At 71.2% G+C, this 13343-nt stretch carries 14 protein-coding genes; 9 read left to right on the forward strand and 5 right to left on the reverse strand.

From position 1 onward, the window contains the following. Positions 1 to 103 precede the first annotated feature (103 nt). Genes RKD23_RS25430 through RKD23_RS25450 form a run of 5 tightly spaced genes read left to right on the forward strand, consistent with a single transcriptional unit; the run spans position 104 to position 4424 of the window. Positions 104 to 1171, forward strand: coding sequence for a PhoH family protein (locus tag RKD23_RS25430; protein WP_424855770.1), 1068 nt, complete (start codon positions 104 to 106; stop codon positions 1169 to 1171). 13 nt (positions 1172 to 1184) lie between these two features. After that, on the forward strand, positions 1185 to 1682 hold the full coding sequence (gene ybeY / locus RKD23_RS25435; RefSeq protein ID WP_424855771.1) for an rRNA maturation RNase YbeY: 498 nt from the start codon (positions 1185 to 1187) through the stop codon (positions 1680 to 1682). Between the two features lie 21 nt (positions 1683 to 1703). Continuing rightward, a complete protein-coding gene (locus RKD23_RS25440; RefSeq protein ID WP_404035344.1) occupies positions 1704 to 3005 on the forward strand; it encodes a hemolysin family protein in 1302 nt (433 codons plus the stop codon). Continuing rightward, positions 3002 to 3361 (forward strand): MmcQ/YjbR family DNA-binding protein, encoded by a 360-nt coding sequence (locus RKD23_RS25445; protein WP_424855772.1) that lies wholly within the window; start codon positions 3002 to 3004, stop codon positions 3359 to 3361. Before RKD23_RS25440 ends, RKD23_RS25445 begins: the two co-directional genes overlap by 4 nt. A 43-nt stretch (positions 3362 to 3404) precedes the next feature. After that, the gene (locus RKD23_RS25450) at positions 3405 to 4424 is read left to right on the forward strand and encodes a S66 family peptidase (RefSeq protein WP_424855773.1); all 1020 of its coding nucleotides are present in this window, start codon (positions 3405 to 3407) and stop codon (positions 4422 to 4424) included. Here the strand turns inward: RKD23_RS25450 and RKD23_RS25455 are convergent. Next, positions 4409 to 5833 carry an MFS transporter gene (locus RKD23_RS25455; protein WP_424855774.1) on the reverse strand — a complete coding sequence of 475 codons (1425 nt, stop codon included), beginning with the start codon at positions 5831 to 5833 and terminating at the stop codon, positions 4409 to 4411. The two genes, RKD23_RS25450 and RKD23_RS25455, sit on opposite strands and share 16 nt — an antisense overlap. Positions 5834 to 5942: 109 nt before the next feature. Between RKD23_RS25455 and RKD23_RS25460 the strand changes: the two genes are divergently transcribed. Next, complete coding sequence (locus RKD23_RS25460) at positions 5943 to 6803, forward strand: helix-turn-helix transcriptional regulator (RefSeq protein WP_424858326.1); 861 nt, start codon at positions 5943 to 5945, stop codon at positions 6801 to 6803. Between the two features lie 28 nt (positions 6804 to 6831). Beyond that, entirely contained in the window at positions 6832 to 7185 is a 354-nt protein-coding gene (locus RKD23_RS25465) for a cytidine deaminase (protein ID WP_424855775.1), read from the forward strand. 136 nt (positions 7186 to 7321) lie between these two features. On the opposite strand, the gene RKD23_RS25470 is transcribed toward RKD23_RS25465, so the two are convergent. Together RKD23_RS25470 and RKD23_RS25475 are read right to left on the reverse strand one after the other, a co-directional pair. Further along, positions 7322 to 7660 carry a P-II family nitrogen regulator gene (locus RKD23_RS25470; RefSeq protein ID WP_404035333.1) on the reverse strand — a complete coding sequence of 113 codons (339 nt, stop codon included), beginning with the start codon at positions 7658 to 7660 and terminating at the stop codon, positions 7322 to 7324. Beyond that, the gene (locus RKD23_RS25475; protein ID WP_424855776.1) at positions 7657 to 8979 is read right to left on the reverse strand and encodes an ammonium transporter; all 1323 of its coding nucleotides are present in this window, start codon (positions 8977 to 8979) and stop codon (positions 7657 to 7659) included. The genes RKD23_RS25470 and RKD23_RS25475 overlap by 4 nt, the downstream gene beginning before the upstream one ends. A 163-nt stretch (positions 8980 to 9142) precedes the next feature. Here RKD23_RS25475 and era point away from each other — a divergent pair, with 163 nt between their 5' ends. Beyond that, positions 9143 to 10096, forward strand: coding sequence for a GTPase Era (gene era, locus RKD23_RS25480; RefSeq protein WP_404035327.1), 954 nt, complete (start codon positions 9143 to 9145; stop codon positions 10094 to 10096). Between the two features lie 4 nt (positions 10097 to 10100). Here era and RKD23_RS25485 read toward each other — a convergent pair whose 3' ends face one another. After that, a complete protein-coding gene (locus tag RKD23_RS25485; RefSeq protein ID WP_424855777.1) occupies positions 10101 to 10949 on the reverse strand; it encodes a helix-turn-helix transcriptional regulator in 849 nt (282 codons plus the stop codon). A gap of 119 nt (positions 10950 to 11068) precedes the next feature. On the opposite strand from RKD23_RS25485, the gene RKD23_RS25490 reads away from it, so the two are divergent. Next, complete coding sequence (locus RKD23_RS25490) at positions 11069 to 11923, forward strand: NAD-dependent epimerase/dehydratase family protein (RefSeq protein WP_424855778.1); 855 nt, start codon at positions 11069 to 11071, stop codon at positions 11921 to 11923. Positions 11924 to 12000: 77 nt separating this feature from the next. Here the strand turns inward: RKD23_RS25490 and RKD23_RS25495 are convergent, their stop codons facing one another. Beyond that, positions 12001 to 13308, reverse strand: a complete 1308-nt coding sequence (locus tag RKD23_RS25495; protein WP_424855779.1) for a GH1 family beta-glucosidase — start codon at positions 13306 to 13308, stop codon at positions 12001 to 12003. Positions 13309 to 13343 lie beyond the last annotated feature (35 nt).

Consider the following 13343-nt stretch of genomic DNA (forward strand, 5'->3'; position numbering starts at 1 on the left):
GCCCTACGGCCTTGTCGGTCCACCGTCGTACCCTGGAAGCGCGAGGCCGCCCTCAGCCACGCGGCCGTGAAGAGGAGGAAACGCAGGCCTTCAGAGCCGGCCCATGACTCAGACATCCACAGCTCACACCCCTGCGCAGGGGCAGGCGCGAGCGCAGTTCACCGTCCCCGCCCAGCACCCGATGGTCACCGTGCTGGGGTCCGGCGACTCCCTGTTGCGCGTGATCGAGAAGGCCTTCCCGGCGGCCGACATCCACGTCCGGGGCAATGAGATCAGCGCGGTCGGCGACCCGTCGGAAGTCGCCCTGATACAGCGCCTGTTCGACGAGATGATGCTGGTGCTCCGCACCGGGCAGCCGATGACGGAGGACGCAGTGGAACGCTCGATCGCCATGCTGAGGGCGAGTGAGAGCGGCGACGGCCAGGAGGAGACCCCGGCCTCGGTGCTCACGCAGAACATCCTGTCCTCGCGCGGTCGCACCATCCGCCCCAAGACGCTCAACCAGAAGCGCTACGTCGACGCGATCGACAAGCACACCATCGTCTTCGGCATCGGCCCCGCCGGTACCGGCAAGACCTACCTCGCCATGGCCAAGGCGGTGCAGGCCCTGCAGTCCAAGCAGGTCAACCGCATCATCCTGACCCGGCCCGCGGTGGAGGCCGGCGAGCGCCTCGGCTTCCTGCCGGGCACGCTCTACGAGAAGATCGACCCCTACCTGCGCCCGCTCTACGACGCGCTGCACGACATGCTCGACCCGGACTCCATCCCCCGCCTGATGGCCGCCGGGACGATCGAGGTCGCGCCGCTCGCCTACATGCGCGGCCGCACCCTCAACGACGCCTTCATCATCCTGGACGAGGCCCAGAACACCAGCCCCGAACAGATGAAGATGTTCCTCACCCGCCTCGGCTTCGACTCGAAGATCGTGATCACGGGTGACGTGACGCAGGTCGACCTGCCCAACGGCACCAAGTCCGGCCTGCGCCAGGTCCAGGACATCCTGGAGGGCGTCGAGGACGTCCACTTCTCCCGGCTGTCGTCCCACGATGTCGTCCGGCACAAGCTGGTGGGCCGTATCGTCGACGCGTACGAGAAGTACGACGACACGCACGGCACGGAGAACGGCACGCACAAGGGCGGCCGGAGCAAGGCCGGGCACAAGGGGAAGTAGACCGAGCAGCACCATGTCGATCGACGTCAACAACGAGTCCGGAACCGAGGTCGACGAGCAGGCGATCCTCGACATCGCCCGCTACGCACTCGCGCGGATGCGCATCCACCCGCTCTCCGAGCTCTCGGTGATCGTCGTGGACGCCGACGCCATGGAGCAGCTCCACATCCAGTGGATGGACCTGCCCGGCCCGACCGATGTCATGTCCTTCCCGATGGACGAGCTGCGCCCGCCCACCAAGGACGACGACGAGCCCCCGCAGGGCCTGCTCGGCGACATCGTGCTGTGCCCCGAGGTCGCCAAGAGGCAGGGCGACGAAGCACCGACGCAGCACACCATGGACGAGGAGCTCCAGCTGCTCACCGTCCACGGTGTGCTGCACCTGCTCGGCTACGACCACGAGGAGCCCGACGAGAAGGCGGAGATGTTCGGCCTGCAGGCGGCGATCGTGGACGGGTGGCGCGCGGAGAAGGGCCTGACCGGCCCGTCGCCCGCCCCGACCGTCTCCTAGGCGCGGGCGGTCACCCCGGTCATGAGTCCGCAACTCGTCCTCGGCGCGATCCTGCTGGTCGTCGTCGCCTGGCTCGCCGCCTGCGCGGAGGCCGGCATCGCCCGCGTCTCCAGCTTCCGCGCCGACGAGGCCGTCAAGTCCGGCCGCCGCGGCAGCGCCAAGCTCGCCCAGGTGGCGGCCGACCCGACCCGCTATCTCAACATGGCGCTGCTCGTGCGCGTCGCCTGCGAGATGGCCGCCGCCGCCCTCGTCACCTACGCCTGCCTGGAGGAGTTCTCCTCCACATCACAGGCCCTGCTGATCGCCATCGCGGTCATGGTCCTCGTGTCGTACGTCGCCGTCGGCGTGTCCCCGCGCACCATCGGCCGCCAGCACCCGCTGAACACCTCCACCGCTGCGGCCTACGTGCTGCTGCCGCTGGCCCGGGTGATGGGCCCGATCCCGTCGCTGCTGATCCTCATCGGCAACGCGCTCACCCCCGGCAAGGGCTTCCGGCGCGGCCCCTTCGCCTCCGAGGCGGAGCTGCGCGCACTGGTCGACCTCGCCGAGCAGGAGTCCCTCATCGAGGACGACGAGCGCCGCATGGTGCACTCCGTCTTCGAGCTCGGTGACACCCTGGTGCGCGAGGTGATGGTGCCGCGCACCGACCTCGTCGTCATCGAGCGCTACAAGACCATCCGCCAGGCCCTCACCCTCGCCCTGCGCTCCGGCTTCTCCCGGATACCGGTCACCGGCGAGAGCGAGGACGACATCGTCGGCATCGTGTATCTGAAGGACCTCGTCCGCAAGACGCACATCAGCCGCGACGCCGAGTCCGAGCTGGTGTCCACCGCGATGCGGCCCGCGTTCTTCGTGCCCGACACCAAGAACGCCGGCGACCTGCTGCGCGAGATGCAGAAGGAACGCAACCACGTCGCCGTCGTCATCGACGAGTACGGCGGCACCGCCGGCATCGTCACCATCGAGGACATCCTCGAGGAGATCGTCGGCGAGATCACCGACGAGTACGACCGTGAACTGCCGCCCGTCGAGGACCTCGGCGAGGACCGCTTCCGGGTCACCGCCCGCCTCGACATCGGCGACCTCGGCGAGCTGTACGGCCTGGAGGAGTACGACGACGAGGACGTCGAGACCGTCGGCGGCCTGCTCGCCAAGGCCCTCGGCCGCGTCCCCATCGCCGGCGCCTCCTCCATGGTCGGCCTCCCCGACGGCCGCGAGCTGCGGCTGACCGCCGAGTCCTCCGCGGGCCGCCGGAACAAGATCGTGACCGTGCTGGTGGAGCCGGTCGATCCGGCCGGCACGGAGCAGAAGGAGGACGAGTGACACCTCAGGAACTGCGCGCCCTGTGCCTGTCCTTCAACGCCGCCGTGGAGGACTTCCCCTTCAGCCCCGAGATCTCCGTCTTCAAGGTCCAGGGCAAGATGTTCGCCCTCAGCTGGCTCGACAACCGGCCCCTGACCGTGAACCTCAAGTGCGACCCCGAGGACGCCGTCCGGCTGCGCTCCGAGTACGAGGGCCTGATCACGCCCGGCTACCACATGAACAAGCGCCACTGGAACACCGTCACCGTCGACGGCGACCTCCCCGACCGGCTGGTCAAGGAGCTCGTCGAGGACTCCTACGACCTGGTGGTGGCCGGCCTGCCGAGGGCGGACCGGCTGCGGCTCGACCGGCCGTAAACGCGTTGCCGGGGCCGGGTGACCCCGTGTCAGAATCCGCCGCATGGCCGTTCGATACCCGCGCCCGCTGCGCCCCGGTGACCGTGTCGGTGTGACCTCCCCGTCCAGTGGGGTCCCCGAGTCGATGCGGGGGCGCCTCGAGGTGGCGCTCCAGGACATCCGGGAGCGCGGGTACGAGGTCGTCGTCGGCCGGTGCATGGACGGCGCCACGCACATCAGCGCCCCGGCCGGCGAGCGGGCGGCCGAGCTGACCGAGATGCTGACCGACCCGACGATCCGGGCCGTGATCCCTCCGTGGGGCGGCGAGACCGCGATCGACCTGCTGCCGCTGCTGGACTTCGACAAGATCGCGCGGGCCGAGCCGACCTGGCTGATCGGCTGGTCCGACATCTCCACGATCGCCACCCCGCTGACTCTGCTGACCGGCGTCGCGACCGTCCACGGCAACAACCTCATGGACACCCCCTACCGGACGCCCGAGGGCCTGCTGTCCTGGTTCGACGTCGTCACCGCGCCGCAGGGCGAGCCGCTCACGCAGACCCCGCCCGGGCGTCACCGGTCCTCCGGCTGGGACGACTACACCGAGCACCCCGACATCCGCGACTTCACGCTCGACGCGACCGGGCACTGGACCCGCCTGGACGGCTCGGGAGACGTGGACGTGACGGGCCGGCTGATCGGCGGGTGCCTGGAGGCGCTGGTCAACGTGGCCGGAACGCCGTACCTGGACGTGTCCTCCCTGGCCGGCGACGGCGGCACCCTGGTCTACATCGAGTCCGGCGGCAGCGACGCCTACACCGTCTGCCGGAGCCTGCACGGCATGCGCCTGGCCGGGTTCTTCGACGGCGCCAACGCCGTGCTCGTCGGCCGCAGCCCGGCAGCCGACGGGCGGACCCTCACCCAGCACGAGGCCGTCCTGGACGCTCTCCGCCCGCTCGGCGTGCCGATCGTCGCCGACGTCGAGTGCGGCCATGTGGCGCCGTATCTGTCCCTGGTCAACGGCGCGCGCGGCCGTGTGGTGCACACGGCCGCGCGCAGCGAGATCGTTCAGACCCTGGGCTGACCCCGGCGCAGGCCCAGCGCCACCAGCCCGGACGCCACCAGCACGATCACCGCGTCCAGCGCCATCACCGTACGCACCCCGGAGAGCAGGTCGTCCGCCGTCGTCGCCAGCACGCCCAGCAGCGGGATGCCGAGGGTGATGCCGACCTGCTGGGTGGAGGTGACCAGGCCGGTGGCCAGGCCCTGCTCCTCGTCCGGGACGCCCGAGGTGGCGGTCAGACCGTAGGAGATGATCGCGCCCAGGTGGAACATGCTGGCCAGGGACACCGCGGTCACGGCGATCCACACCGACCAGCCGTGCGCGTTCAGGCCCAGCAGACCGGCGGTCAGCGCCCCCTGCCCGGCCAGCGAGCCCACCAGCGTGCGGCGGGCGCCGAAGCGGGCGATCACCCTCGGGGTGAGCGAGCCCGCCACCACCGACAGCACGCCCTGCACGCCGAACACCAGGCCCGTCTCGAACGCCGACAGGCCGAGGATCTCCTGGAGATACAGGGTGAGCACGAACACCACGGTCGGCATCATCGAGAAGGTGACGAGCCCGCCCAGGTTGCCCCACGCCACCGTCCTGCGGCGCAGCATCGGCAGCGACACCAGCGGCGCCTGGCTGCGGTTCTCCACCACCACGAACACGGCCAGCAGCAGCACCCCGGCGACCAGCGTGAGCCGCACGTCCGTCTCCCCGAAGCCGCGGTCGGCGGCCGTCGACAGAGCGTAGATCAGCGACAGCAGACCACCCGTGACGGCGACCGCTCCGGGCACGTCGAGCCGCGGCCGCTGAGGGGTGCGCGACTCCGGCAGCAGACCCGGCGCCAGCGGCAGCACCAGCAGCGCGAACACCGCGAGCAGCCCCATCGTGGAACGCCAGCTCAGCAGATCCGTCAGCACACCGCCGGCCACCATGCCCACCGTGAAGCCCAGCGACATCAGCGTCCCGGAGATGCCCAGCGCCCGGTCCCGCGCGGGTCCCTCGGGGAACGTCGTCGTCAGCAGCGACATACCCGTCGGCACGATCGCCGCCGCGCCGACCCCTTGCAGCGCCCGCCCGGCGAGGAAGGAGGCCGGGTCCCAGGCGACGGTCGCCAGCACCGACGCCGCCGCGAACAGCGCGAGACCGGTGAGGAACAGCCTGCGGCGGCCGTAGAGGTCGCCGACCCGGCCGAACAGCAGCAGAAAACCGCCCGACGGCAGCGCGAACGCCGTCACCGCCCACTGCAGCGCGGACGGGCTCATCCCGAGGTCCGCGCCCAGCACCGGCAGGGCCACGTTCAGCACGGAGAAGTCCAGCGCGACCATGAAACCGGCCGCGCACAGCACGAAGAGGACGAGCCGGTCGCGCGCCGACAGCCGGGGGGTGCCGAGGGGACGTGCTTGCGGGGCCCGGGACGTGAGAGATTCGGTGTCTATCGCCATGCCGATGATCCTGCGGGCCGTGGAATCACCGTGGGGAGCGGCAAGTTGTGCTGGTGGTGGCACCACCAGGCTGGACGTACGAGGGGGACGGCAGGTGGCCGACAACGCGATGGACCGACACCGGCGCAGCGAGCTGAAGCAGTTCCTGATGAGCCGCCGGGCCCGGGTCTCCCCGGCCGAGGCGGGCCTGCCCGACGGGGGCGCGCGCCGCCGCACGCCGGGGCTGCGCCGCGAGGAGGTCGCGGTCCTCGCCGGGGTCGGCGCCTCCTGGTACCAGTGGCTGGAGCAGGGCCGGGACATCTCCGTCTCCCCACAGGTCCTGGACTCCGTCGCCCGGGTGCTGCGGCTGACCGACGCCGAACGCCGCCACCTCTACGTGCTCGCCGGGCTGAACCCGCCCGCGCCCGAAGTCGCCCCGGAGAAGCGGGACATGTGCGACGGGCTGAAGCGGCTCATCGACACGTGGATGCCGTACCCCGCGCACATCATGGACATGTACTACAACTACGTGCTGCACAACGACGCCGCCGCGATGGCGCTCGGCATGCGTCCCGACCTCACGCAGAACTGCGTCGTCGACTTCTTCACCGACCCCATGTACCGCTCCCGCTCGCGCAGTTGGGAGCGCAACGCGCGCACGGTCGTCGCCCAGTTCCGGGCCGCGTGCTCGGCCTGCCCCGACGACGAGGGCTTCCAGGAGGTGCTGGCACGGGCGAAGGCGGCCAGCGAGGAGTTCACCGCGCTGTGGGAGGAGCGGGACATCGAGGACGCCGGGCAGATCCGCAAGGAGCTCGACCATCCGCTGGTGGGGCTGCTGGTGATGGAGTCCACCGCGATGAAGGTGCCCGCCCGGCCCGACCTCACCATCGTGCTGCACACCCCGCTGGACGAGGCGAACACCGCGGCCAAGCTGGAGTGGCTGGCCAGTCCCGAGGGGCGGCGCGGGGCGATGTACCCCGTCGCGGGGTGAGCGGGCCGTGCCTACGTATCCTCGGACCATGACCGACAGCAACGCGCTCGACCCAGAGGACCGCAAGATCGTCACCCTGGCCCGTTCGGCCCGTGCCCGCAACGGTGTGCCGGAGGGGGCGGCCGTCCGTGACGACACCGGCCGTACGTATGTCGCCGGGACGGTGTCGCTGGACTCGCTTCAGCTCAGTGCGCTGCAGACCGCGGTGGCTATGGCGGTGGCGTCCGGGGCGAAGTCCTTGGAGGCCGCGGCTGTGGTGACCGACGCGGAGTCGGTGTCCGAACTGGACCGGGCTGCTGTGCGGGATCTTGGTGGGGCGGGGACGCCGGTGCTCGTGGCTGGGCCTGATGGTGAGGTTCGAGTGAGTCTTACCGCGGGGTGAGCGGGGGCTGTGGGGGGACTTGTTGTGCGCCGCCGGGTGCGGGGCGTCTGTGGCTGGTCGCGCCCACGCGGCGGAGCCGCATATCGATACAGCCCCGCGCCCCTGACTACGTGCCCCTACGGGACGCTCTGAAAAATCACAGGGCGTCCGGGCCTCGCTCGCCCGTCCTCACCCGTACGACCGTCTCCACCGGCAGCGCCCACACCTTGCCGTCGCCGATCTTGCCGGTCTGGGCGGCCTTGACGATGGCGTCGATGACGGCGTCGGAGTCGGCGTCCTCGACGACGACCTCGATGCGGACCTTGGGGACGAGGTCGACCTGGTACTCGGCGCCGCGGTAGACCTCGGTGTGGCCGCGCTGGCGGCCGTAGCCGCTGGCCTCGCTGACGGTCAGGCCCTGGATGCCGAGCTCCTGGAGGGCGTTCTTCACCTCGTCGAGGCGGTACGGCTTGACGATCGCGGTGATGAGCTTCATGCCTGGGGCCTGACCTTCTGCGCGGTGGGGACGACGGAGTGGGCGACCGGGGCGCCGTGGCCCAGGACGCCGTGATCGTATGCCGTCTCCGCGTGCACCGTAAGGTCGAGGCCGGTGTGCTCCTGCTCCTCGCTCGCGCGGAAGCCCAGCAGCTTGTCGATGAGCTTGCCGAGGCCGTAGGTGACGCCGAAGGCGTACGCCCCGACCGTGACGACGGCGACCAGCTGCTTGCCGAGCTGCCCGAAGCCACCGCCGTACAGCAGGCCCTCCGTGCCGCCGGTCATCGACTCCACCGCGAAGACACCGATCAGCAGCGTGCCGATCACCCCGCCGACCAGGTGCACGCCGACGACGTCGAGGGAGTCGTCGTAGTTCAGCTTGAACTTCCAGCTCACCGCGTACGAGCAGACGACACCGGCGGCGAGGCCGACCACGAGCGCGCCCAGCAGGGACACCGAGCCGCAGGACGGGGTGATGGCCACCAGGCCCGCCACCGCGCCGGAGGCGGCGCCCAGCGTGGTGGGGTGGCCGTCGCGCTTCTGCTCGACGAACAGCCAGCCCAGCAGGCCGGTGCAGCCGGCGGCGAGGGTGTTGAGGAACGCGGCGGCGGCGAGGCCGTTCGCGCCGAGGGCCGAGCCCGCGTTGAAGCCGAACCAGCCGAACCAGAGCAGACCGGCGCCGAGCACCACCATGGGCAGGTTGTGCGGGCGCATGGAGTCCTTCTTGAAGCCCAGGCGCGGCCCCAGCACCAGGCACAGGGCGAGACCGGAGGCGCCCGAGGTGATCTCGACCGGCAGCCCGCCCGCGAAGTCCAGCGCGCCCAGCTTGTCGAGGATCCAGCCGCCCGGGCCCCACACCCAGTGGGTGACGGGAACGTATACGAGCAGCGCCCACAGCGGCACGAACACCAGCCAGGCCCCGAACTTCGCCCGGTCCGCGATCGCGCCGCTGATCAGCGCGGCCGTGATGATCGCGAAGGTGAGCTGGAAGGTGGCGAACAGGACGGTGGGGACCGTGCCCTGCACGCTGTCCGGGCCGATGCCGGACATGCCGAGGTGGTCCAGGCCGCCGATGAGGCCGCCGGCCGCGTCCTCGCCGAAGGCGAGCGAGTAGCCGGCCGCCAGCCAGACGACCGTCACCAGGGCGATCGACACGAAGCTCATCATCAGCATGTTGAGGACGCTCTTCGTGCGGACCATGCCGCCGTAGAACAGGGCCAGGCCCGGGGTCATCAGCAGGACGAGGGCGGTGGCGGCGAGCAGCCAGGCGGTGTCGCCGGTGTCGACATGCGCTGCGGCGAGGGGCGCGGCAAGGGTCACGGTCGTCTCCAACGGAGGGGGGCTTGCGTCAGAGAGTCACCGGTGACGGTTTCCGGTCGTGTACAGGTGTGTTTCGGCGACGTTTCGTTGCGGACGGGTTTCCGGGACCTCACCGTGTGGTGCGTGGTGCGGCACGGCTTCGGGGATCAGGGAGAATGGGCGCATGAGCGTTCGCACCCAGTCATCCGAGCAGTCTGCTGAAGAAGTCCACCGGGCCGGCTTCGCCTGCTTCGTGGGCCGCCCCAACGCGGGGAAGTCCACCCTCACGAACGCTCTGGTCGGGCAGAAGGTGGCGATCACCGCCAACCAGCCGCAGACGACCCGGCACACCGTGCGCGGCATCGTGCACCGCCCGGACGCCCAGCTGATCCTGGTCGACACCCCCGGCCTGCACAAGCCGCGCACGCTGCTCGGCGAGCGGCTGAACGACGTCGTACGGACCACCTGGGCCGAGGTCGACGTCATCGGTTTCTGTCTCCCGGCGAACGAGAAGATCGGTCCCGGTGACCGCTTCATCGCCAAGGAGCTGGCGGGGATCAAGAAGTCCCCGAAGGTCGCCATCGTCACCAAGACGGACCTCGTCGACTCCAAGACCCTCGCCGAGCAGCTGATCGCGATCGACCAGCTCGGCAAGGAGCTGGGCATCGAGTGGGCGCAGATCGTTCCCGTGTCGGCGACCGCGAACAAGCAGGTCGACCTGCTGGCGGACCTGCTGATCCCGATGCTGCCCGAGGGCCCCGCCCTCTACCCCGAGGGCGACCTCACCGACGAGCCCGAGCAGGTCATGATCGCGGAGCTGATCCGCGAGGCCGCCCTGGAGGGCGTACGCGACGAGCTGCCGCACTCCATCGCGGTCGTCGTGGAGGAGATGCTCCCGCGCGAGGACCGCCCCGCGGACAAGCCCCTCCTCGACATCCACGCCAACGTCTACATCGAGCGCCCCTCCCAGAAGGGCATCATCATCGGCCCCAAGGGCAAGCGCCTGAAGGACGTCGGCATCAAGTCCCGCAAGCAGATCGAGGCCCTGCTCGGCACGCCCGTCTTCCTCGACCTGCACGTCAAGGTCGCCAAGGACTGGCAGCGCGACCCGAAGCAGCTGCGCAAGCTCGGCTTCTGAGGCGTCAGGCCCCGTCGGCCGACATGTCCTGGAGGCCGACCACGCCCAGCAGGCGCAGCCGGTCGTGGGACTCCGTCCCGGGGCGGGCCGAGTGGACGACCAGTGACTGGCGGTGGTCGGGGCTGAGCAGGACCTCGCAGTCGAGCTCCAGCAGGCCCACCACCGGGTGCCGGAACCTCTTCGTCGGCCCCCGCCGCGCTGCCACGTCGTGCTCCTCCCACAGGCGCGCGAACTCGGCGCTCTGTGCCCGTAGCTCCGCCACCAGCGCGGCCGCCGCCCGGTCCTCCGGGTGCGCCGCCGTCGCCGCGCGCAGCGCCGCCGTGTGCGCCCGGGCGTTCACCGGCCGGTCCTCCTCCGGGAACAGCTCGCGCGCGACCGGGTCCAGGAAGAACAGCCGGGCCAGGTTCCGCTCCCGCGGCGGACGCGCCTCCACGTCCCCCACCAGGGCCTTCGCCGGCGCGTTCTGCGCCAGGACGTCCCCGATGTCCGTCACCACCTGCGCCGGGGTGTCGTGCAGCCGGTCCAGGATCAGCAGCAGCCCGGGACGGACGTACCCCGACGCCGCCTCCCGGCGCGGCGGCTCCTCACCGGTCAGGTGGAACAGGTGGTCGCGCTCCTCCTCGCCCAGGCGCAGCGCCCGCGCCAGCGCGGTCAGCATCTGCCGGGACGGCCGCGGGCCGCGCGCCTGCTCGAGGCGCGTGTAGTAGTCCACCGACATACCGGCCAGTGCCGCCACCTCCTCCCGGCGCAGTCCGGGCGTACGGCGGCGGGCGCCCGCGGTCAGCCCCACGTCGGCGGGGGACAGACGGCCGCGGCCGCGGCGCAGGAAGTCGGCGAGTTCGGCTCGGTCCACCCCTCAAGCGTGCGGGACGCCGTCCGGCTTATCCAGGGACTGCCAGTCCCATGATCGACGGGTCTCTCCCGTCGCACGCCCGGCCGCCGGAGGCTGGTGTCCGACGAGAGGAGCACATCATGCTGACGTTGGTGACCGGTGCGACAGGGCAGGTCGGACGCCGTTTCGTGCCCAGGCTGCTGGCCCAGGCCCGGCCGGGGGAGAAGGTCCGGGTCCTCGTACGGGACGCCTCCCGCGCGGACGCCTTCGCCGATCTCGGCGCCGAGGTCGTCCTCGGTGACCTGCGCGACGAGGAGGCGCTCGGCAAGGCGGTCGCCGGGGTGGACGCCGTGGTGAACGTGGCCGCGGCGTTCCGGGGCGTGCCGGACGAGGAGGCCTGGGCCGTCAACCGCGATGCCGCCCTGGCGCTGGGCCGGGCGGCCGCGGCCTCGGGCGTCCGGCGGTTCGTGCAGACCAGCACCGGGCTGGTGTACGGCACCGGGCGGGGAAGGCCGCTGACGGAGGACGACCCGGTCGTCCCCGGCGGGGACATGTGGGGCGCCTACACCGCGTCCAAGTGGGAGGCCGAGCAGGGGCTGTTCGCGATGGAGGGGCTGGGGGTGCGGGTGGGCCGGCTGACCTTCGTCTACGGCGACGGTGACCCGCACCTGGCGCAGTCCCTGATGTGGGCGTCCCGCTGGGCCGGCGCTCAGCGGCTCCAGATGGTCCACCATGCCGATGCCGCACAGGGGCTGCTGCGGCTGCTGCACGCGCCGGGCGTCGACGGGCGGCTGTACAACATCGCCGACGACGCCGTCGTCACCGCGGTGGAGCTGCATCAGCTGAACGGGGTCGAGGTGCCGGAGGCGCTGTTCGAGCGTGCCGACCCCGATCCTTGGTTCGGGATCACCTCGACCGAGCGGATTCGGCGCGAGCTGGGGTATCGGCCGGTGTACCCGTCTGTTCATGCGGCTCGTGAGGCGGGGGCGTTGTAGCGCCTTCTCGCCGTGGGCGGTGCTGTCGTCCTGCGTCTGCCGCCTCGTCGTGGTTTCTCGCGCAGTTCCCCGCGCCCCTAAGTACGCTGCCGTCCGAGTACGTCCCGAAACCAGGTGTACGACGCCTTGGGTGTCCTCTTCTGGGTCTCGAAGTCCACGTGCACCAGGCCGAAGCGCCGGGCGTATCCTTCCGCCCACTCGAAGTTGTCCAGCAGGGACCACACGAAGTAGCCCCGTACGTCCACGCCTGCGTCGATCGCCCGGTGGAGGGCGCGGATGTGGGCGTCGAGGTAGGCGATACGGTCCTGGTCGTCCAGGCCCTCGTACGAGCAGCCGTTCTCGGTGATGACGACGGGCGGGAGGCGGTCGCCGTAGCGGGTGCGGAAGGCGGTGAGGAGGTCGGTGAGGCCCTCGGGGACCACCGGCCAGCCGAAGTCCGTCAGGGGGACGCCGTCGATCTGCCGGACCGAGAAGGGGAGTTCGGCGGGCATGCGGACGCCGCCGAAGTCGATCTCCGTGCCCTGGGGGGCGCCCACCCGGGTCGGCGCGTAGTAGTTGATGCCGTACCAGTCCAGCGGCTCGGCGATGACCGACAGGTCGGCCGCCACGTCCCCCGGCATCAACTCGCCGATCCCGTCGGGGTATTCGCCCAGCAGCAGCGGGTCGGCGAACAGCCGGTTCAGCAGCAGGTCGTAGAAGTCGGCGGCCTCCACGTCGGCCTGCTCGCGCGAGGCCGGCCAGGTCGGGCCGTGGGAGTTGGCGATGCCGATGTCCGAGGCGCCGGCCGCGCGCAGGGCCCGGACGGCGAGGCCGTGGGCGAGGAGCTGGTGGTGGGCGACGGGGAGGGCGTCGAAGAGGAGCCGTCTGCCGGGGGCGTGGACGCCGAGGGCGTGGCCGAGCAGAGTGTGCTCGGCGGGCTCGTTGAGGGTGATCCACTTCTTCACGCGGTCGCCGAGGCGCTCGGCCACCACCGAGACGTACTCGGCGAACCGCGCGGCCGTGTCCCGCTCCAGCCAGTCCTCCCCGACCGGCAGGTCCCAGTGGAAGAGGGTCGGCACCGGGCGGACGCCCGCCGCGCACAGGTCGTCCACCAGGCGGTCGTAGAAGTCCAGGCCGCCGTCGGTGAGGACGCGCGGCCAGGAGACGGAGAAGCGGTAGGCGTCCACGCCCAGCCCGGCCAGCAGGGCCACGTCCTCGCGGTGGCGGTGGACGTGGTCGCAGGCCACCGCCGCCGTGGAGCCGTCCTTCACCCGGCCCGGCTCGGCCGTGAAGACGTCCCAGACGGAAGGGGTGCGCTCGTCCGCGGCGCCCTCGATCTGGTGGGCGGACGTCGACACGCCCCACACGAAGCCGGGCGGGAACTGAGGTATCGCGTTGGTCGCCATGCGCCGGATCATCCGTACCGGGGGTAACCGAAGTC

This window comes from Streptomyces sp. SAI-170 (assembly GCF_049739565.1).
Taxonomy (GTDB): Bacteria; Actinomycetota; Actinomycetes; order Streptomycetales; family Streptomycetaceae; genus Streptomyces.

Excerpts from the sequence above, each read along its gene's own strand:
- RKD23_RS25490 (WP_424855778.1), top strand. The coding sequence starts at position 11,069 with ATGCTGACGTTGGTGACCGGTGCGACAGGGCAGGTCGGACGCCGTTTC.
- RKD23_RS25495 (WP_424855779.1), bottom strand. The coding sequence starts at position 13,308 with ATGGCGACCAACGCGATACCTCAGTTCCCGCCCGGCTTCGTGTGGGGC.
- ybeY (WP_424855771.1), top strand. The coding sequence starts at position 1,185 with ATGTCGATCGACGTCAACAACGAGTCCGGAACCGAGGTCGACGAGCAG.
- RKD23_RS25465 (WP_424855775.1), top strand. The coding sequence starts at position 6,832 with ATGACCGACAGCAACGCGCTCGACCCAGAGGACCGCAAGATCGTCACC.
- RKD23_RS25440 (WP_404035344.1), top strand. The coding sequence starts at position 1,704 with ATGAGTCCGCAACTCGTCCTCGGCGCGATCCTGCTGGTCGTCGTCGCC.
- RKD23_RS25455 (WP_424855774.1), bottom strand. The coding sequence starts at position 5,833 with ATGGCGATAGACACCGAATCTCTCACGTCCCGGGCCCCGCAAGCACGT.
- era (WP_404035327.1), top strand. The coding sequence starts at position 9,143 with ATGAGCGTTCGCACCCAGTCATCCGAGCAGTCTGCTGAAGAAGTCCAC.
- RKD23_RS25470 (WP_404035333.1), bottom strand. The coding sequence starts at position 7,660 with ATGAAGCTCATCACCGCGATCGTCAAGCCGTACCGCCTCGACGAGGTG.
- RKD23_RS25460 (WP_424858326.1), top strand. The coding sequence starts at position 5,943 with ATGGACCGACACCGGCGCAGCGAGCTGAAGCAGTTCCTGATGAGCCGC.
- RKD23_RS25450 (WP_424855773.1), top strand. The coding sequence starts at position 3,405 with ATGGCCGTTCGATACCCGCGCCCGCTGCGCCCCGGTGACCGTGTCGGT.
- RKD23_RS25430 (WP_424855770.1), top strand. The coding sequence starts at position 104 with ATGACTCAGACATCCACAGCTCACACCCCTGCGCAGGGGCAGGCGCGA.